Source organism: Kitasatospora sp. NPDC094016 (genome assembly GCF_040304045.1).
Lineage (GTDB): Bacteria > Actinomycetota > Actinomycetes > Streptomycetales > Streptomycetaceae > Kitasatospora.
Map to the genome: position 1 here is coordinate 110,755 of NZ_JBEOUK010000024.1, position 18,818 is coordinate 129,572.

General features: G+C 70.5%; 15 protein-coding genes and 1 tRNA gene. 11 read left to right on the forward strand and 5 right to left on the reverse strand.

The annotated features are described in order from the left end of the window. Positions 1–55: 55 nt before the first annotated feature. Complete coding sequence (gene polA / locus ABT015_RS22480) at positions 56–2,743, reverse strand: DNA polymerase I (protein ID WP_350881763.1); 2,688 nt, start codon at positions 2,741–2,743, stop codon at positions 56–58. A 271-nt stretch (positions 2,744–3,014) separates the two neighbouring features. On the opposite strand from polA, the gene ABT015_RS22485 reads away from it, so the two are divergent. The 6 genes from ABT015_RS22485 to ABT015_RS22510 all read left to right on the forward strand — a co-directional run bounded on the left by ABT015_RS22485 (position 3,015) and on the right by ABT015_RS22510 (position 9,900). Next, positions 3,015–3,479, forward strand: a complete 465-nt coding sequence (locus ABT015_RS22485; protein WP_350881726.1) for a PaaI family thioesterase — start codon at positions 3,015–3,017, stop codon at positions 3,477–3,479. 601 nt (positions 3,480–4,080) lie between these two features. Continuing rightward, on the forward strand, positions 4,081–5,319 hold the full coding sequence (locus ABT015_RS22490; protein WP_350881728.1) for a branched-chain amino acid ABC transporter substrate-binding protein: 1,239 nt from the start codon (positions 4,081–4,083) through the stop codon (positions 5,317–5,319). 174 nt (positions 5,320–5,493) lie between these two features. Then, complete coding sequence (locus ABT015_RS22495; RefSeq protein WP_350881730.1) at positions 5,494–6,423, forward strand: branched-chain amino acid ABC transporter permease; 930 nt, start codon at positions 5,494–5,496, stop codon at positions 6,421–6,423. 5 nt (positions 6,424–6,428) lie between these two features. After that, on the forward strand, positions 6,429–8,357 hold the full coding sequence (locus ABT015_RS22500; RefSeq protein WP_350881765.1) for a branched-chain amino acid ABC transporter permease: 1,929 nt from the start codon (positions 6,429–6,431) through the stop codon (positions 8,355–8,357). 8 nt (positions 8,358–8,365) lie between these two features. Next, the gene (locus ABT015_RS22505) at positions 8,366–9,187 is read left to right on the forward strand and encodes an ABC transporter ATP-binding protein (protein ID WP_350881767.1); all 822 of its coding nucleotides are present in this window, start codon (positions 8,366–8,368) and stop codon (positions 9,185–9,187) included. After that, positions 9,184–9,900 (forward strand): ABC transporter ATP-binding protein, encoded by a 717-nt coding sequence (locus tag ABT015_RS22510; protein ID WP_350881732.1) that lies wholly within the window; start codon positions 9,184–9,186, stop codon positions 9,898–9,900. Before ABT015_RS22505 ends, ABT015_RS22510 begins: the two co-directional genes overlap by 4 nt. A gap of 66 nt (positions 9,901–9,966) precedes the next feature. Here the strand turns inward: ABT015_RS22510 and ABT015_RS22515 are convergent, their stop codons facing one another. Further along, complete coding sequence (locus ABT015_RS22515; protein ID WP_350881734.1) at positions 9,967–10,623, reverse strand: ANTAR domain-containing response regulator; 657 nt, start codon at positions 10,621–10,623, stop codon at positions 9,967–9,969. 94 nt (positions 10,624–10,717) lie between these two features. On the opposite strand from ABT015_RS22515, the gene ABT015_RS22520 reads away from it, so the two are divergent. Continuing rightward, positions 10,718–10,800: transfer RNA gene (locus ABT015_RS22520), tRNA-Leu, on the forward strand. 82 nt (positions 10,801–10,882) lie between these two features. Here the strand turns inward: ABT015_RS22520 and ABT015_RS22525 are convergent. The 3 genes from ABT015_RS22525 to pyk form a co-directional block, all read right to left on the reverse strand. Then, positions 10,883–11,182 carry a helix-turn-helix domain-containing protein gene (locus ABT015_RS22525; protein ID WP_350881736.1) on the reverse strand — a complete coding sequence of 100 codons (300 nt, stop codon included), beginning with the start codon at positions 11,180–11,182 and terminating at the stop codon, positions 10,883–10,885. Then, positions 11,179–11,538, reverse strand: a complete 360-nt coding sequence (locus ABT015_RS22530; protein ID WP_350881738.1) for a type II toxin-antitoxin system RelE/ParE family toxin — start codon at positions 11,536–11,538, stop codon at positions 11,179–11,181. The genes ABT015_RS22525 and ABT015_RS22530 overlap by 4 nt, the downstream gene beginning before the upstream one ends. A gap of 110 nt (positions 11,539–11,648) precedes the next feature. Next, positions 11,649–13,079 carry a pyruvate kinase gene (gene pyk / locus ABT015_RS22535; RefSeq protein WP_350881740.1) on the reverse strand — a complete coding sequence of 477 codons (1,431 nt, stop codon included), beginning with the start codon at positions 13,077–13,079 and terminating at the stop codon, positions 11,649–11,651. A gap of 281 nt (positions 13,080–13,360) precedes the next feature. Between pyk and ABT015_RS22540 the strand changes: the two genes are divergently transcribed. From ABT015_RS22540 to ABT015_RS22555, 4 genes are all read left to right on the forward strand, one after another. Then, positions 13,361–14,437: a hypothetical protein gene (locus ABT015_RS22540; protein ID WP_350881742.1), complete on the forward strand. Its 1,077-nt coding sequence runs from the start codon at positions 13,361–13,363 to the stop codon at positions 14,435–14,437. 8 nt (positions 14,438–14,445) lie between these two features. Then, on the forward strand, positions 14,446–16,077 hold the full coding sequence (locus ABT015_RS22545; protein WP_350881744.1) for a VWA domain-containing protein: 1,632 nt from the start codon (positions 14,446–14,448) through the stop codon (positions 16,075–16,077). Next, positions 16,064–16,615, forward strand: coding sequence for a hypothetical protein (locus ABT015_RS22550; protein WP_350881746.1), 552 nt, complete (start codon positions 16,064–16,066; stop codon positions 16,613–16,615). The genes ABT015_RS22545 and ABT015_RS22550 overlap by 14 nt, the downstream gene beginning before the upstream one ends. 251 nt (positions 16,616–16,866) lie before the next feature. Beyond that, positions 16,867–18,699 (forward strand): bifunctional metallophosphatase/5'-nucleotidase, encoded by a 1,833-nt coding sequence (locus tag ABT015_RS22555; protein WP_350881748.1) that lies wholly within the window; start codon positions 16,867–16,869, stop codon positions 18,697–18,699. Positions 18,700–18,818 lie beyond the last annotated feature (119 nt).

Here is an 18,818-nt window from a genome sequence, read left to right on the forward strand (position 1 = left end):
GCAGCGGGCTCGGACACCAGCCGTGTCCGAGCCCGCCGAGAACCGCGCCGCCATATCAGTGCGCGGCGGCCTCCCAGTTGGCGCCGACGCCCACCGAGACGTCCAGCGGGGCGCGCAGCGGGTAGGCGCCGGCCATCTGCTCGCGGACGATCGCCTCGACCTGCTCGCGCTCGCCCGGCGTCAGCTCCAGCACGATTTCGTCGTGCACCTGGAGCAGCATCCGGGAGGTGAGGCCGGCGGCACGCAGCGCCTCGTCCACCCGCAGCATGGCGATCTTGACGATGTCGGCGGCCGAGCCCTGGATCGGGGCGTTGAGGGCCATCCGCTCCGCCATCTCGCGGCGCTGGCGGTTGTCGCTGTTGAGGTCCGGCAGGTAGCGGCGGCGGCCGAGCAGCGTCTCGGTGTAGCCGGTGGCGCGGGCCTCGTCGACGACCCGGCGCAGGTAGTCGCGGACGCCGCCGAAGCGCTCGAAGTAGGTGTCCATCAGGCCCTGGGCCTCGCCGGGCTTGATGCCGAGCTGCTGCGAGAGCCCGTACGCGGACAGCCCGTAGGCGAGGCCGTAGGACATCGCCTTGATCTTGCGGCGCATCTCGGCGTCCACCGCGGTGCCCGGGACCTCGAAGACCTGGGAGGCGACGGTGGTGTGCAGGTCCTCGCCGGTGGCGAAGGCCTCCAACAGCGCCTCGTCCTCGGAGAGGTGGGCCATGATGCGCAGTTCGATCTGCGAGTAGTCGGCGGTGAGCAGCGACTCGTAGTCCTCGCCGACGACGAAGGCGCGGCGGATGGCGCGGCCCTCCTCGGTGCGGACGGGGATGTTCTGCAGGTTCGGGTCCTGCGAGGAGAGCCGGCCGGTGGCGGCGACCATCTGGTTGAAGGTGGTGTGGATGCGGCCCTTGGGCGAGACCGTCTTGAGCAGGCCCTCGACGGTGGTGCGCAGCTTGGCCTGGTCGCGGTGGCGCAGCAGGATGACCGGCAGTTCGTTGTCGGTCTGGGTGGCGAGCCAGGTGAGCGCGTCGGCGTCGGTGGTGTAGCCGGTCTTGATCTTCTTGGTCTTGGGGAGGGCGAGCTCGCCGAAGAGGATCTCCTGGAGCTGCTTGGGCGAGCCGAGGTTGAACTCGCGCCCGGCGGCGGCGTGCGCCTCCTCGACCACGCGCTGGATCTCGGTGGCGAACTGCGCCTCCAGGCTGGTGAGCCAGGGGCGGTCGGCGGCGATGCCGGTGCGCTCCATCCGGGCCAGCAGGGCGGCGATCGGCAGTTCCATGTCGCGCAGCAGCCCGGTGGCGCCGACCTCGGCGAGGCGGGTGTCGAAGAGCGCGGCGAGGTCGAGGACGGCACGGGCCTGGAGCATGAGCGCCTGGGCGCCGGCCGCCGGGTCCTCCTCCGGGGCGTCGAAGGCGAGTTGGCCGTCCTCGGTGGCGGGGGCGGGGGTGAGCGAGCGGGCCAGGTACTCCTCGGCGAGCACCTCCAGGGTGAAGGTGCGGCGGCCGGGCTTCTCCAGGTAGGCGGCGAGGGCGGTGTCGGCGACGACGCCCTCGATGGCCCAGCCGCGCTCGGCGAAGGCCCGCATGACCTGCTTGGCGATGTGCAGGGCCTTGGGGGCGGCCGGGTCGGCGAGCCAGGCGGCGAAGGCCCGCTCGTCCTCCTCGGCGAGCTGCGCCGGGTCGAACCAGGCGGCGGCTTCTCCTGCGGCCAGGGCGACTTCGGTGACCTCGCCGGTGCCGAGCGCCCACTGGTAGACGGCGGCGAGGGCGACCGGGGCCTTGGTGTCGGCGGCGTGCTCGCGCAGCCAGCCCGCCAGTGTGCCCGGGTCGGTGAGGAGTTCGCCGTCGACCTCGACGCCGGGGGCGAGTTCGGCCGCGGCCTCCTCCTCGCCGGCGGCCGGGTCGATGCCGTGGACGCGGTCGCGGAAGTTGGCGTTGCGGAACTCCAGCGACTCCATCAGCGTGCCGACGGCGGCCTTGTCGAACGGCGCGCGGGCCAGGTCGCCGACGCCGAGCGGGAGTTCGACGTCGCGGACGAGCTCGGTGAGGACGCGGTTGCGCTTGACCGAGTCGAGGTGTTCGCGCAGCTTCTCGCCGATCTTGCCCTTCACCTCGTCGGCGCGGGTGACGAGTTCGTCGAAGGAGCCGAACTGGTTGACCCACTTGGCGGCGGTCTTCTCGCCGACGCCGGGGATGCCGGGCAGGTTGTCGGACGGGTCACCGCGCAGGGCGGCGAGGTCCGGGTACTGGCGCGGGGTGACGCCGTACTTCTCGGCGACCTTCTCCGGGGTGTAGCGGGTGAGCTCGGAGACGCCCTTGGTCGGGTAGAGGACGGTGATGTGGTCGGTGACCAGTTGGAGGGAGTCGCGGTCGCCGGTGACGATGTCGACGTCGTAGCCGGCCGCCTCGGCGGCGGTGGCCAGGGTGGCGATGATGTCGTCGGCCTCGAAGCCCTCGGCCGTCAGCCGGGGGACGTTCATCGCGTCGAGCAGTTCGCCGATCAGGCCGATCTGGCTGCGGAACTCGTCCGGCGTCTTGGCGCGGTTGGCCTTGTAGTCGGGGAACTCGACGGAGCGGAAGGTCTGCCGGGAGAGGTCGAAGGCGACGGCGAGGTGGGTGGGCTGCTCGTCCCGGACGGTGTTGGCGAGCATCGAGGCGAAGCCGTAGACCGCGTTGGTGGGCTGGCCGGTGGAGGTGTTGAAGTTCTCCACGGGCAGGGCGTAGAAGGCCCGGTAGGCCATCGAGTGCCCGTCGAGCAGCATCAGCCGGGGCCGCGGGCCGGCCCCGCCGCCACCCGTCGCGCCCTTGTCCGTACTCTGCGTAGCCACGTCAACGTCCCGTTCCTGCCGATTCCACTACCGGCCACCGATCCTATGGCCCGGCACCGACAAAAGGGGCGCCGTGCCCGTCGAGCGCCGCGCCCGGGGCGCCCGTTGACACGCCCCGGCCCCGGACACGGCCGCTACCGCCGAGTAGGACGGTCGTACGATCACAGGCAGCACGATGACGATCCCCGAGCGGCAGGAGTTCCCCATGACCGACGCGGCCCCCGACGCGGCCCCCGTCCTGAAGGTCCCGCAGGACGTGCTGGACCACTTCGCCAAGCTCGGCGTCGACCCGCAGACCTTCTCCGGCGGCGCCCTCGGCGAGAAGCTCGGCCTCCGGATCGTCGAGGCCTCCGGCGACCGGGTGGTCGGCACCATGCCGGTGGAGGGCAACCAGCAGCCGTACGGGCTGCTGCACGGCGGCGCGTCGGCGGCGCTGGCCGAGACGCTGGGCTCGATCGGCGCGATGCTGCACGCGGGCCCCGGCCGGTACGCGGTCGGGGTGGACCTCAACGCCACCCACCACCGCTCGGCCACCTCCGGGCTGGTCACCGGGGTGGCGACGGCGGTGTTCAAGGGCCGCACCGCCGCCACGTACGAGATCGCGATCACCGACGACACCGGCAAGCGGGTCACCAGCTGCCGGCTGACCTGCATGCTGCGCGACCTCTGACCCCGCGCCGGGACGCTTCCCGGTGCCGACGGATCATCAAATCCCTTAACCGCCCCCTTGTTTGACCTCACGCCCCCCTGGGCAGGCGTTGGTCTGGACAAGGGGGCGGCGGCATGTCCGGGCAGCTCCGGGCGCGGCCGAAGCGGCAGCATGTCCGAAATCCGCACAAGTAACGCTGCGTAACCAGTAGGAAATCCGAGCAATGGCCCGCTCCGAGGCCCGCAGGCAGCCCGGAGTTCCTTCGCCATGCCCTCGTTGTCCGAAATTCGGACGAGCATGACCGGAACAAGTGAATCGGACACGAGTGTCCGAGTATCGACCAGGCCAGCTGCAACCCCCATTTCTGGCCCTTACATCGCCCCAACAGCCCCTAAACGCCCTACATCGGCGGATCGGTCGCGCCAAAACGACCACATGTTGAGACAACTGCTCTGTGTGCTCATAACAAGAGAATCACAGCCTCGCCACACCACTGCCCGAGTCGCCCAGAGGCATCTAGAGTCACGGCCAGTCACCGCGCCAACGGATTGGGCCCGGCCCTCCGCGCATCCCGGCTCCCGCCAACTCAGGCGCGGCGCCTCCCGAACCGAAGGGGACCCTCGTGCGTCACCGTTCCGCAATTGTCGTGAGCATTGCCGTGATCGGCGCCCTGAGCCTCAGCGCGTGCGGCTCCCGCGACGACAAGAAGTCCGCCGACGGAGGCAGCGGCAACAGCGGCTCCACCACCACCGTCACCATCGGCATCGACGCCCCGCTCACCGGCGACCTCTCCGCCATCGGCATCGGCATCCGCAACTCCGTCGACCTCGCGGTCAAGAAGGCCAACGAGCAGAACGAGGTCCCCGGCGTCAAGTTCCAGGTCAAGGCCCTGGACGACACCGCCAAACCCGGCCCCGGCCAGCAGAACGCCACCCAACTCGTCGCCGACAACAGCGTCCTCGGCGTCGTCGGCCCGCTCAACTCCAGCGTCGCCCAGTCGATGCAGCAGATCTTCAACGACGCCAACCTCGTCGAGATCTCCCCCGCCAACACCGGCGTCGCCCTCAGCCAGGGCGAGAAGTGGGTCACCGGCGAGAAGAAGCGCCCCTTCAAGACCTACTTCCGCACCGCCACCACCGACGCCGTCCAGGGCCCCTTCGCCGCCCAGTTCCTCGCCAAGGACGCCAAGAAGTCCAAGGTCTTCCTCATCGACGACCAGAAGACCTACGGCGCCGGCCTCGCCGCCACCTTCAAGGCCGAGTTCACCAAGCAGGGCGGCAGCATCGTCGGCGAGGAACACGTCAACCCCGACGACCGCGACTTCTCCGCCATCGTCACCAAGGTCAAGACCTCCGGCGCCGAAGCCGTCTACTACGGCGGCGAGTACCCCGCCGCCGGCCCGCTCTCCCTCCAGCTCAAGGACGCCGGCGTCAACATCCCGCTGATGGGCGGCGACGGCATGCAGAGCGCCGACTTCATCAAGCTCAACCCCAAGAGCGCCGGCGACTACGCCACCGCCGTCGGCGGCGCCGTCGAACAACTCCCCACCGCCGCCAAGTTCATCGCCGACTACAAGGCCGCCGGATACAAGGACCCCTACGAGACCTACGGCGGCTACTCCTACGACAGCGGCTGGGCCATCATCCAGGCCGTCAAGGCCGTCACCGCCGCCAACAACGGCAAGCTGCCCGCCAACCCGCGCGCCGCCGTCGTCGACGCCGTCCAGAAGGTCTCCTTCGACGGCGTCACCGGCAAGGTCTCCTTCGACGAGTTCGGCGACACCACCAACAAGCAACTCACCGTCTACACCGTCAAGGACGGCAAGTGGACCGTGGAGAAGACCGGCACCTTCAACGGCTGAACCTCCAGCGGCTGAACCTCCGGCGGCTCAGCCTTCGGCGGCTGAACCCCGGCGGCCGAGCCGGCCCGCACCACCTTCCAGCAGCACAGCGCGCGGGGGCGCCACGAGTGCCCCCGCGCGCCCCCACATCCACCACCCACGCGGACACCCCGAACGCACTACGGAGGCCCAGCGGTGCACGACCTACCGCAGCAGCTGGCCAACGGCCTGATCCTCGGCGCCCTCTACGGACTCGTCGCGATCGGCTACACGATGGTCTACGGCATCGTCCAGCTCATCAACTTCGCCCACGGCGAGATCGTCATGGTCGGCGGCTTCGGCGCCCTGACCGCCTACCTCGCCCTCCCCGGCGGCACCACCCTGTGGCTGGCCCTGCCGCTCATGCTGATCGCCGGCATCCTGGTCTCCACCCTCACCGCCGTCGCCGCCGAGCGCTTCGCCTACCGGCCCCTGCGCAACGCCCCCCGACTCGCCCCCCTCATCACCGCGATCGGGCTGTCCATCTTCCTCCAGCAACTCGTCTTCTCCTTCTACCCCGACGCCAAGAAGGCCCGGGTCTTCCCCAAGATCCCCGGCGACCCCTTCAACCTCGGCTCCGTCACCATCCAGCGCAGCGACCTCTTCCTGCTCGTCGCCGCCCCGCTGTGCATGCTCGCCCTCGGCTGGTTCGTCACCCGCACCCGCTCCGGCCGCGCCATGCAGGCCACCAGCCAGGACCCCGACACCGCCAAGCTCATGGGCATCGACACCGACCGCATCATCGTCATGGCCTTCGCCATCGGCGCCGCGTTCGCCGCCGTCGCCGCCGTCGCCTACGGACTGCGCAGCGGCCAGGTCGACTTCCGCATGGGCTTCATCCTCGGCCTCAAGGCCTTCACCGCCGCCGTCCTCGGCGGCATCGGCAACATCTACGGAGCCATGCTCGGCGGCATCGCCCTCGGCCTCGCCGAAAGCCTCGCCACCGGCTACATCCAGCACCTCCCCGGCATGCACCTCTTCGGAGGCGGCGCCTGGAAGGACGTCTGGGCCTTCGTACTCCTCATCCTCGTGCTCCTCGTCCGGCCCCAGGGCCTGCTCGGCGAGCGCGTCGCGGACAGGGCGTGACCACCATGACCACCACCACCGAAACCACCCCGGTCATCCCCCTGCCGGCCCGCGCCGCCACCGCCCTCACCGGCCTCGGCGCCCTCACCACCGCCGCCTCCGCCGCCCTCCCCTGGACCTGGACCTCCGACTTCCCCGGCGACCTCACCTACACCGGCTCCCCCGCCGGCCTCCAATGGCTCGCCCTCGCCGCCGGCCTCCTCACCCTCCTCCTGCTCCTCGCCACCCACGCCACCCCAGGCCTGCGCTGGGCCGCCCCCACCCGCAGCCACAACGCCGTCCTCTACACCGCCACCGGCACCCTCGCCGTCAGCGTCTTCTCCGTCGCCGCCATCGCCACCGAACTCGGCGGCCTCGCCAACCTCGAAGCCGGCGGCTGGATCCTCGCCGCCGGCGGCCTCCTCACCGTCCTCGGCGCCCTCGGCCTGCCCCTCGACCGCCGCACCCGCGTCCCGCTGCGCATCCTCGACAAGCGCCTCTTCCTGCTCGTCCCCATCGCCCCCGCCGGCTGGTTCGCCGCCCACGCCATCCCCGGCGACCAGCCCGTCGCCCCCGTGATGACCGCCCTCGCGGGCGCCCTCGCCATCGCCGCCGGCGTCGTCCTGCTGCTCCAGCTCGGCCACCTCGCCCACACCTGGCTGCGCCTGGGCACCGTCGAGCGGCCCCTGCCCGCGCCGCGCCAACTCCCCTCCTGGGCCGAAGTCCTGATCATCGTCCTGGCCTTCGGCCTCGGACTGTTCACGATCACCTTCGGCATCGACACCGAGTACGGCGAACTCTTCATCGGCTACCTGCTGCTCGCCGCCCTCGTCGTCCCCGCCCTCACCCGGTCCGGCCTGCTCGCCCGGCTGCGCGCCCTGACCGTCAAGCACCGCCCCGTCACCACCGGCGCCGCCTTCGCCGCCGCCGCCAGCTTCCCCTTCACCCAGACCAGCGACCAGTACACCTCCGTCGCCACCAACATCCTGATCTTCGCCACCGTCGCCCTCGGCCTCAACATCGTCGTCGGCCTCGCCGGCCTGCTCGACCTCGGCTACGTCGCCTTCCTCGGCGTCGGCGCCTACGCAGCGGCCCTGGTCTCCGGCTCCCCCGCCTCCCCCATCCACGTCCAGTTCCCGTTCTGGGCCGCGATGCTCACCGGCGCCGCCGTCTCCATGGTCTTCGGCGTCCTCATCGGCGCCCCCACGCTGCGCCTGCGCGGCGACTACCTCGCCATCGTCACCCTCGGCTTCGGCGAGATCTTCCGCATCACCATGCTCAACCTCAACGGCACCACCGGCCCCAAGGTCACCAACGGCTCCAACGGCATCCCCCGGATCCCCGACCTTGAGATCCTCGGCTTCGACCTCGGCAAGCCGCACACCGTCGCCGGCATCGAACTCGGCCGCTTCTCCAACTACTACCTGCTGATGCTCCTCGTCACCGCCCTGGTCGTGCTCGTCTTCGCCCGGGTCGGCAACTCCCGCATCGGCCGCGCCTGGGTCGCCATCCGCGAGGACGAGACCGCCGCCGAAGCCATGGGCATCAACGGCTTCCGCCTCAAACTCCTCGCCTTCGCCCTCGGCGCCTGCCTCGCCGGCCTCGCCGGCACCGTCCAGGCCCACGTCAGCTACACCGTCACCCCCGACCAGTACACCTTCGCCGAGGCCCTGCCGCCCAACTCCGCGTTCCTGCTCGCCGCCGTCATCCTCGGCGGCATGGGCACCATCAGCGGGCCCCTCGCCGGCGCCACCCTCCTCTTCCTCATCCCCAAGAAGCTCGAATTCCTCTCCGACTACCAGCTGCTCGCCTTCGGCGCCGCCCTCATCATCCTGATGCGCGTCCGCCCCGAGGGCCTCATCCCCAACCGGCGCCGCCAACTGGAGTTCCACGAGGCCGCCATCCCGGCCCAGCCCGCCGGCGACGGCGCCGCACTCACCAAGGCAGGGGCGTGACCACCCAGATGACCACCACCGCCACACCCCTGCTCGAAGTCACCGGCGTCACCATGCGCTTCGGCGGCCTCACCGCCGTCAACGACGTCAGCCTCACCGTCGGCGAAGGCGAGATCATCGGCCTCATCGGCCCCAACGGCGCCGGCAAGACCACCTTCTTCAACTGCCTCACCGGCCTCTACGTCCCCACCGAGGGCGCCGTCCGCTACCGCGGCACCCTCCTGCCGCCCAAACCCCACCTCGTCACCCAGGCCGGCATCGCCCGCACCTTCCAGAACATCCGGCTCTTCGCCAACATGACCGTCCTGGAGAACGTCCTCGTCGGCCGCCACACCCGCACCAGGGAAGGCATCTTCTCCGCCATCCTCCGCGGCCCCGGCTACCACCGCGCCGAGAACGAGAGCCGCGAGAAGGCCATGGAACTCCTGGCCTTCACCGGCCTCGCCGACAAGGCCGACCACCTCGCCCGCAACCTCCCCTACGGCGAACAGCGCAAGCTGGAGATCGCCCGCGCCCTCGCCTCCGACCCCGGCCTCCTCCTGCTCGACGAACCCACCGCCGGCATGAACCCCCAGGAGACCCGCGCCGCCGAGGAACTCGTCTTCGCCATCCGCGACCAGGGCGTCTCGATCCTCGTCATCGAGCACGACATGCGCTTCATCTTCAACCTCTGCGACCGCACCGCCGTCCTCGTCCAGGGCCAGAAGATCGTCGAAGGCGACCGCGAAACCGTCCAGAACGACGACCGCGTCATCACCGCCTACCTCGGCGCCCCGCTCGAAGGCACCACCCCCGCAGTCGCGGAGACCGTTACGGAGACCGACCAGTGACCGCACTCCTCGAGGTCGAGGACCTCCGCGTCGCCTACGGCAAGATCGAAGCCGTCAAGGGCATCAGCTTCACCGTCAACCAGGGCGAGGTCACCACCCTCATCGGCACCAACGGCGCCGGCAAGACCACCACCCTGCGCACCCTCTCCGGGCTCCTCAAACCCACCGCCGGACGCATCGCCTTCGACGGCCAGGACCTCACCACCGTCCCCGCGCACAAGATCGTCGCCCTCGGCCTCGCCCACTCCCCCGAAGGCCGGCACATCTTCCCCCGCATGACCATCGAGGAGAACCTCCTCCTCGGCGCCTTCCTGCGCACCGACACCGCCGGCATCACCGCCGACGTCGACCGCGCCTACGACCTCTTCCCCATCCTCGGCGAACGCCGCCGCCAGGCCGCCGGCACCCTCTCCGGCGGCGAGCAGCAGATGCTCGCCATGGGGCGGGCCCTGATGTCCCAGCCCAAACTGCTCATGCTCGACGAGCCGTCCATGGGCCTGTCGCCGCTGATGATGCAGAAGATCATGGCGACCATCATCGAGCTCAAGGCCGCCGGCACGACCATCCTGCTCGTCGAACAGAACGCCCAGGCCGCCCTCTCCCTCTCCGACCGCGGCTACGTCATGGAGACCGGCCGCATCGTCCTCTCCGGGACGGGCGCCGACCTCCTGCACGACGAGTCCGTCCGCAAGGCCTACCTCGGCGAGGACTGACACCCCCACGCGTCCACGCACGAAGGGCCCGGCGGATCCCATCCGCCGGGCCCTCCTCGCATCCGTCTACTCGGAGGCGTCCCCGTCCGCCTTCTTGCGGTCCTGGGCCTCGCCCTCCTCGATGACCGCCTCGGCCACCGCGGCCATCGTCATCCGCCGGTCCATCGACGTCTTCTGGATCCACCGGAACGCCGCCGGCTCGTTCAGCCCGAACTTCGTCTGCAGCACGCCCTTCGCCCGGTCCACCAGCTTCCGGGTCTCCAGCCGCTGGGTGAGATCCGCGATCTCCTCCTCCAGCGTCCGCATCTCGGTGTACCGCGACACCGCCATCTCGATCGCGGGCACCAGATCCGCCTTGCTGAACGGCTTCACGATGTACGCCATCGCCCCGGCGTCCCGCGCCCGGTCCACCAGCTCCCGCTGCGAGAACGCCGTCAGCATCAGGACCGGCGCCAGGTGCTTCTCGTGGATCTGCTCGGCGGCGGAGAGCCCGTCCAGCACCGGCATCTTCACATCGAAGATCGCGAGGTCCGGCCGGAGCTCCTCCACCAGCTTCACCGCCGTGGCCCCGTCCCCGGCCTCACCGACGACGGTGTACCCCTCCTCTTCGAGCATCTCCTTGAGGTCGAGGCGGATCAGCGCCTCGTCCTCGGCGATCACAATCCGGGTGATCTGGGGCGAATCGGTCTCAAGCGGCTGTGCCTGCTCGTCGGCGGTGCTCACGGGGCTCCTAGTTCCGGCGGGGTACTGCAATAAATGAGGGTACCTAGCAGCAGCTGCCCGCACACAGCCGGTATGCTCTGTCGGGACTGGCCCCGCCGGGTTGGTGGAACGGCATACACGGATGTCTCAAACACATCTGCCCGAGAGGGCTTGCGGGTTCGAATCCCGCACCCGGCACCCTACGCAACGCCCTCATTCGTCCGGCCTTCATCACGACGGATACTCCCGGAATCACCTGCATTCCACCCGTGCACCCGGCTCAGCTCGCCCTCTCCAAGGGCTCCAACTCGACAGTGAGCCGCATGCCCAGCGCCGCCGCGAGCCGTTCCAGCACCACGATGGTCGGCATCGTTCCGCCCGCCTCGAAGCGGGCCACGGCAGGCTGCTGCATACCAGCCGCCGCGGACAGCTGGGTCTGGGTCATGCCGAGCGCCTCACGGCGCAGGCGGACGGCCTCCCCGAGTTCGAATCGGATCCGGGCCGCCTCGTAGGCCGCGCCCGCCCCCGGTCGGTTCAGGATCTCCTCGCGCAGAGCACGCCAGGACGTGCGTTCGCTCATCTCGCCCACTCCTCGTCCTCGTCAGCCGTGTGCTGCTCGACCACGCAGCGACGCAGCGCCCGCCTCGCCCGGTCGACCTCCGCCGTCTCCCGCATCCGCGTCTTACGGAACACGGTCAGCAGGATGATCCTCCTGCCGGACGCGATCCAGTAGGTGATGCGCATGTCCAGCTCGTCCAGGTGGAAGCGCAGCTCCCGGAGCTTGCCGTCCAATTGCCTGGTGTGCGGTTCCCCGAGCAGGGGGCCGCGGGCGGCGAGCAGGTCGACGTAGAACGTCACCGTTTCCTGACCGTCGTGGCCCAGTCCGAGAATCCAGTCCCGGACCTCCGGCTCAAGTTCCACCTCTCCCCAAGTCATAACACGGATGTTATGGAGCCGCCAGGGCCGCCTCGCCCGGATCCGAGGACCGGCGGGCGACATCCCTCCGGATGAGGGATGCCGCCCACGAATGACCGTTCGGACTCCGGTCAGTTGTCCAGGGTCCCCACGTGGTGGACGCGGACGAGGTTGGTGGAGCCGGCGAGGCCCGGCGGGGAGCCGGCGGTGATGACGACGATGTCGCCCTTCTGGCAGCGGCCGAGCGACAGGAGGGCCGCGTCGACCTGTTCGACCATCTGGTCGGTGGTAGGGGCGAAGGGGCCGAGGAAGGTCTCGACGCCCCAGGTGAGGGCGAGTTGGCTGCGGACGGCGGGTTCGTAGGTGAAGGCGAGGACGGGGATGGGCGAGCGGTAGCGGGTCAGCCGGCGCGCGGTGTCGCCGGACTGGGTGAAGGCGATGAGGTACTTGGCGTGCAGGAAGTCGCCGATCTCGGCGGCCGCGCGGGCGACGGCGCCGCCCTGGGTGCGCGGCTTGTTGCCGGTGGTCAGGGGCGGCAGTCCGGCGGCGAGGATGTCGGTTTCGGCGGCCTCGATGATGCGGCTCATGGTCTTGACGGTCTCGACGGGGTACTTGCCGACGGAGGTCTCGCCGGAGAGCATCACGGCGTCGGTCCCGTCGAGGACGGCGTTGGCGACGTCGGAGGCCTCGGCCCGGGTGGGCCGGGAGGCGTTGATCATCGAGTCGAGCATCTGGGTGGCGACGATGACCGGCTTGGCGTTGCGCTTGGCGAGCTTGACGGCGCGCTTCTGGACGAGCGGGACCTGTTCGAGGGGCATCTCCACGCCCAGGTCGCCGCGGGCCACCATGATGCCGTCGAAGGCGTCGACGATGGATTCCAGGTTGTCGACCGCCTGCGGCTTCTCGATCTTGGCGATGACGGGGACGAGGCGCCCCTCCTCGGCCATGATCCGGTGGACGTCCTCGATGTCGCGGCCGCTGCGGACGAAGGAGAGCGCGACCAGGTCGGCGCCGGTGCGCAGGCCCCACCGCAGGTCGGCGACGTCCTTGTCGCTGAGTGCGGGGACGGAGACGGCGACGCCGGGGAGGTTGAGGCCCTTGTGGTCGGAGACGAGCCCGCCTTCGATGACGAGGCAGCGCACGCGCGGCCCGTCGACCTCGACGACCTCCAGGGTGACCCGGCCGTCGTCGACGAGGATGCGTTCGCCGCGGGTGACGTCGGCGGCGAGGCCGGGGTAGGTGGTGCCGCAGATGTCCTTGTCTCCGACGACGCCGTTGTCGGTGGAGATGGTGAACTCGTCGCCGCGTTCGAGAAGTACGGGGCCGTGGGCGAAGGTGTCGAGCCGGATCTTCGGGCCTTGAAGGTCGACGAGGATGCCGACGCTGCGGCCGCTCTCGTCGGCGGCCTTGCGGACGCGGCGGTAGCGTTCCTCGTGCTCGACGTGGGTTCCGTGGCTGAGGTTGAAACGGGCGATGTCCATTCCGGCGTCGACCAGGGATTTGATCTGGTCGTACGAGTCGGTGGCCGGCCCGAGGGTGCAGACGATTTTTGCTCGGCGCATACTGCTGAGGGTAGGCATTACCGGCGCGTAACCACGACGCGGGTCCGGACGGCGGGATGACCTTTGCCGTAAGGCGAGTTGAACAATCTGACACATCCTCGGACCGGTGTACGAGCACCTGCCCGGGTGTCGTCGCCGCCCGGCCTTCCGATGCGAACCCGTGAAGGGGTGTTCACCCTTGGTTCACCGTCGGTTCCGCCGCCGCTCCCCGCCCGGCGGGACGCTCGTCACCCCCGGGTGACCACCCGGACGACGTAGCGGACGAGGGGGAGGCGTTCGGCATGAGACGCACTCTGGGGGTGTTGGCGGCGTTGGCCCTGCTGGGCGGGGTGACGTACGCGCTGATCCCGCAGGACGACCCGGGCGGCGACATCGTCACCGTCTCCGGCCTGATCGGTTCGGAGAAGCGCGACTTCTTCCAGGATCCGCAGGTCGTCGCGGAGTTGGCCAAGCAGGGCATGAAGGTGAACGCGGAGAGCATCGGCTCCTGGCTGATGGACGGCGACGCGAAGGACTTCGCGTTCCCGGCCAGTCAGCCGCCGGCCGACAAGCTGCGCGTGGACTGGAACATCAAGGAGGTCCCGGTCCAGCCGTTCTACTCGCCGCTGGTGATCCTCGCGCACCGCCCGGTGGCGGACGTCCTGATGGGCAACGGCCTGGCCACCCTGGACCGTTCCACCGGGCTGTGGACGTTCCGGATGGACGCCTACCTGGCCGCGCTGAAGGCCGGCCGCACCTGGCCGGACCTGGCGGGCGCGACCGAGCACGCGGAGCTGAAGGGCCCGGTGTTCCTCACCACCACCGACCCGGAGACGTCCTCCTCGGGGGCGCTGCACATCGCCCTGCTGTCGTACCTGTTGAACAACCGCCAGGTGGTCTACGACCAGGCCGGGATCGACGCCACCAAGGACGTGCTGCGCACGGCGACGGCGATCCAGGGCGGCCAGAAGAGCAGCAGCGACGAGCCGTTCAAGGCCTTCCTGGCCGGGGTCGGCAATCCGCTGGTGCTCGCGTACGAGTCGCAGGCCGCCGCGATGGTGCTGAAGGGCGAGTCGACCGGCGACATGGTGGTGCTGTACCCGGACACCACCGTCTACACCGACCACACCATCGTCGGCCGGACGCCGAACGGCCGGCGGCTGGCCGCCCAGCTGCACGACAACGCCGAACTGCGCAGGCTGGAGGCGAAGTTCGGCTTCCGCCCGCAGGACGACCCGGACGCCTTCGCCGCGCTGGTGAAGGGCAGGACCCCGGTCCTGGCGCCCGATCTCGCGGCGGCGAAGGTCAACCAGCCGCAGATTCCCGTGCCCGACGTCCTGACCAGGCTGATCAAGGCCGCCAAGGGGAAGGCTCAGTGAACTCCCGGATGAAGAAGCACAGTTGGCCGGTAGCCGCGCTGGCGACGCTGCTGGCGGCCGCCGCCTGCACCTCCACCCCGCCGGGGCCGAAGCCGTCCGACCCGCCGGCCACGACGGCGCAGGCGGGGGTGCTGCGGGTGCTGGCCGGCAGCGAGCTGCAGGACCTGGCGCCGATCCTGGAGGACGCCAGGAAGGCGACCGGGGTGACGGTGCAGTTCTCCTGGACGGGCTCGCTGGACGGCGCGGACGCGGTGTCCTCGGGCCGGACGGACGGCAAGTACGACGCGGTGTGGTTCCCGTCCAACCAGTACCTGCGGCTGGACGACGCGGGGAAGTCGAAGGTGCTGTCGGAGACGCCGGTGATGGTGTCGCCGGTGGCGGTGGGGGTGCGGTCCTCGGTTCTCGACGAGCTGGGCTGGGGGGACGGTTCGAAGGTCTCCTGGGCGCAGATCGGGGATGCGGCGTCGGCCGGGAAGCTGGCGTACGGGATGGCGGACCCGTCCCGGTCGAACTCGGGCTTCTCGACGCTGGTGGCGGTGGCGTCGGCGTTCTCGGGCGCGGGGGCGGCGCTGACCGAGGGGGACGTGCAGAAGGCGGCGCCGCAGTTGAAGCAGTTCTTCACCGGCCAGAAGCTGACGTCGGGCTCCTCGGGCTGGCTGGCGCAGGCGTACACCCGGGCGGAGCCGGGCAAGGTCGGGGCGCTGGTGAACTACGAGTCGGTGCTGCTGTCGATGAACAAGTCGCTGGCGGCGGGCCAGCAGTTGACGGTGATCCGCCCGGTCGACGGGGTGGTGTCGGCGGACTATCCGCTGTCGCTGCTGTCCTCGTCCGCGCAGCGGGAGCGGGACTCCTTCCAGCGGTTGACGGCGTACCTGGTGAAGGAGGACGTGCAGAAACGGATCTCCGAGACGACGCTGCGCCGCCCGGTGGCGCCGGGGGTGTCGCCGGCGGCCGGGCTGCCGACGGACCGGCGGCGGGAGCTGCCGTTCCCGGGGAGCCGGGCGGTGGCGGACGGGCTGCTGGCCTCGTACCAGAACGAGCTGCGGCGGCCGTCGCGGACGGTGTACGTGCTGGACACCTCGGGGTCGATGGAGGGTTCGCGGATCTCGGCGCTGAAGTCGGCGCTGGGCCGGTTGACGGGGGCGGACGACACCCGGGCGGTGCGCCGGTTCCGGGACCGCGAGGAGGTGACGCTGATCTCCTTCGCGTCGAAGGTGAAGTGGGCGAGGACGCACGCGGTGCCGGCCTCGGGGAGCAAACCGGGCCCGGAGGCGGAGCTGGCGTCGATCGACGCGGACGTGCAGTCGCTGGCGGCGTCGGGGGGTACGGCGCTGTACGACTCGCTGGAGGAGGCGTACCGGGTGATCGACCGGCAGCAGTCGGCGGCGGGGGACGACCGGTTCACGTCGATCGTGCTGATGACCGACGGGGAGAGCAACGAGGGGGCTTCGGACGGGGACTTCAAGCGGTTCCACGACGGGCTGCCGGCCGGGCAGAAGTCGATCCCGGTGTTCCCGATCAAGTTCGGGGAGGCGGCGGTGAGCCAGCTGCAGGGGATCGCGGACGTGAGCGGCGGCAAGCTGTTCGACGGGTCGGGCTCGCTGGACGGAGTGTTCGAGGAGATCCGTGGCTACCAGTGACGGGTTCGGCCGGCGGGTGCTGCGGTACCTGGAGTCGGCCCGGAACCTGGTCGGCTGCGGGGGCGGCGCGGTGGGGCTGGGGCTGCACTTCGCCGGGCTGGGCGGGGCGTGGTGGCCGGCGGTGGTGGCGGGGCTGTACGGGGCGGGCGCGCTGCTGACGCCGGGCCCGCGGACGGAGCCGCCCGTCGTACCGCCCGTCGTCCTGCCCGTCGATCCGCTGGTGCCGTCGGGGCCCGGCCCGGAACCGGAGCCCGTGCCGAAGCCCGTGCCGCGACCCGATCCCGAGCTCACGGCGCTGTCCGACTACCTGGCCACGGTGCCGCTGCCGGATTCGGCGGGGGTGGCGGGCCTGCTGGCGGCGCTGCGCTCGGCGGGGCCGGGGCCGGTGCCCGAGGAGATCGTGCGGCACCGGCTGCCGGTGGCGGTGGCCGGCTACCTGCGGGCGCTGACCTGGCGGCCGTGGGCGGGGCCGGACGCCCCGGACCCGGAGGCGGAGCTCGGCCGCGAGGTGCGCCGGCTGGTCGCGGACCTGACCTGACGGTCCTGCCTGAGAAAGCCCCGGCAGGCCCAGGCCGGAGCCCCTTACCACCCCGCCCTCCGCGCACCCCCGTCACGAACGAGTCGCCAAGATCTCACCTGCTGGAAACGTCGGAGGGCTATCCACCGGCCGGGCCCGCACGGCACACTTCTACGCGCGTCCTTCTACGCGCGTCGATGCGCGTCGGCGCGCCACCCGAACACCAGTTGACGGACCATCGGCCCGTCAGTCCCCACCCGGGAGAGTCGTCCATGCCCCTGAACCGCCGTGACTTCGTCACCCGGTCCGCCGCCACCGCCGCCGGCGCCGCCCTGACCGGCGGAGCAGTCGTCGCCGCCGCCCCCGCCGCCGTGGCCGCCGAGCCGGCCGCGGCGGCCGCCAAGGGCAAGCGCAAGGGCCGCAAGCAGGCCTTCACCGTCATGGGCACCACCGACCTGCACGGCCGGGTGCTCAACTGGGACTACTTCACCGACGCCGTGTACGCCGACAAGGCGCACAACGACGTCGGCCTCGCCAAGATCTCCACCCTGGCCAACCAGGTCCGCGAGGAGAAGGGCTGGGACCGCTGCCTGCTGATCGACTCCGGCGACATCATCCAGGGCACCCAGCTGACCTACTACTACGCCCGGATCGAGCCGATCGCCACCGACGGCGACAACGTGCCCGACCACCCGATGGCCGTCGCCATGAACCTCATGGGCTACGACGCCGCCGCGCTCGGCAACCACGAGTTCAACTACGGCATCCCCACCGTGAAGGCCTTCGAGGACCAGCTGGAGTTCCCGCTGCTGGGCGCCAACGCGCTGCACGCGAAGAACGAGAAGCCGGCCTTCAAGCCGTACGTGATCAAGGAGGTGTGGCTGGACGAGGACACCCCGCTGAAGGTCGGCATCCTCGGCCTCACCAACCCGGGCATCGCGATCTGGGACAAGGCCAACGTCACCGGCAAGATGGTCTTCCCGGGCATCGTCGAGACGGCCGCCAAGTACGTGCCCCGGATGAAGGCCGCGGGCGCGGACGTCATCGTCGTCTCCGCCCACTCCGGCATCGACGAGCCGACCACCTACGGCGACCAGCTGCCCTGGCCCGAGGACGCCTCCGGCGAGATGGCCGAGACCGTTCCGGGCATCGACGCGGTGCTGGTGGGCCACACCCACAAGGAGGTGGCGCAGCGGCTGATCGTCAACAAGAAGACCGGCAAGACCGTGGTGCTCTCCGAGCCGCTGTGCTGGGGCCAGCGCCTGAGCTGCTTCGACTTCGACGTCGAGTTCGCCGACGGCGCGTGGAAGGTCCTCTCGGTGTCCTCGCGGGTGCTGAACTCCAACACCGTGCCGGAGAACCCGGAGATCGTGGACGCGCTGACCGAGCAGCACAAGAAGGTCGTGGCGTACGTCAACCAGCAGATCGGCACCTGCAAGACGGACCTGTCGATCGCCGAGGCGCGGTTCCGGGCGACCCCGATCATCGACCTGATCGGCCGGGTGCAGGCGGACGCGGTGAAGGCGGCACTGGCGGGCGGGCAGTACGCCAACCTGCCGGTGCTGGCGCAGGCGGCGCCGTTCAACCGGACGGCGCTGATCCCGGCGGGCCAGGTGAAGCTGCGCGACGCGGCGGGCCTGTACATCTACGAGAACACGCTGGAGGCGCGCGTCCTGACGGGTGCGCAGCTGAAGGACTACCTGGAGTTCTCGGCCAAGTACTACAACCGGCTGGCTCCGGGCGCGCCGGTCGACAAGGACGCGCTGACCGGTGCGGAGACCACGCCGGACTACAACTACGACTCGGTGTACGGGCTGAGCTACGACATCGACATCGCGCAGCCGAAGGGTCAGCGGATCGTCAACCTGTCGTTCCAGGGCAAGCCGATCGACCCGGCCGCGCAGTTCGTCCTGGCGGTCAACAACTACCGTGCCAACGGCGGCGGCAACTTCCCGCACGTGGCGCAGGCCAAGCTGGTCTGGTCGAACTCGGACGAGATCCGCAACACGATGATCGCCTGGGTGAAGGCCAAGGGCGTCATCGACCCGGCCGACTTCTTCACCGACTCCTGGCGCCTGGTGCGTGCCGGCCAGCCGGTGTTCTGAGCACCTCATCCGAAGGCCGTCGGGGGGGGGCGGGCCCGGCCCCGCCCGCCCCCGGGGGGGGGGGTGGCGCGGGGGTAATGGGGGCGGCGGGGGGGGGGGCGGGCCCCGGCGCCCCCCCC

Excerpts from the sequence above, each read along its gene's own strand:
- ABT015_RS22525 (WP_350881736.1), bottom strand. The coding sequence starts at position 11,182 with ATGAGCGAACGCACGTCCTGGCGTGCTCTGCGCGAGGAGATCCTGAAC.
- ABT015_RS22500 (WP_350881765.1), top strand. The coding sequence starts at position 6,429 with ATGACCACCACCACCGAAACCACCCCGGTCATCCCCCTGCCGGCCCGC.
- ABT015_RS22555 (WP_350881748.1), top strand. The coding sequence starts at position 16,867 with ATGCCCCTGAACCGCCGTGACTTCGTCACCCGGTCCGCCGCCACCGCC.
- pyk (WP_350881740.1), bottom strand. The coding sequence starts at position 13,079 with ATGCGCCGAGCAAAAATCGTCTGCACCCTCGGGCCGGCCACCGACTCG.
- ABT015_RS22530 (WP_350881738.1), bottom strand. The coding sequence starts at position 11,538 with ATGACTTGGGGAGAGGTGGAACTTGAGCCGGAGGTCCGGGACTGGATT.
- ABT015_RS22545 (WP_350881744.1), top strand. The coding sequence starts at position 14,446 with ATGAAGAAGCACAGTTGGCCGGTAGCCGCGCTGGCGACGCTGCTGGCG.
- polA (WP_350881763.1), bottom strand. The coding sequence starts at position 2,743 with ATGCTGCTCGACGGGCACTCGATGGCCTACCGGGCCTTCTACGCCCTG.
- ABT015_RS22505 (WP_350881767.1), top strand. The coding sequence starts at position 8,366 with ATGACCACCACCGCCACACCCCTGCTCGAAGTCACCGGCGTCACCATG.
- ABT015_RS22485 (WP_350881726.1), top strand. The coding sequence starts at position 3,015 with ATGACCGACGCGGCCCCCGACGCGGCCCCCGTCCTGAAGGTCCCGCAG.
- ABT015_RS22540 (WP_350881742.1), top strand. The coding sequence starts at position 13,361 with ATGAGACGCACTCTGGGGGTGTTGGCGGCGTTGGCCCTGCTGGGCGGG.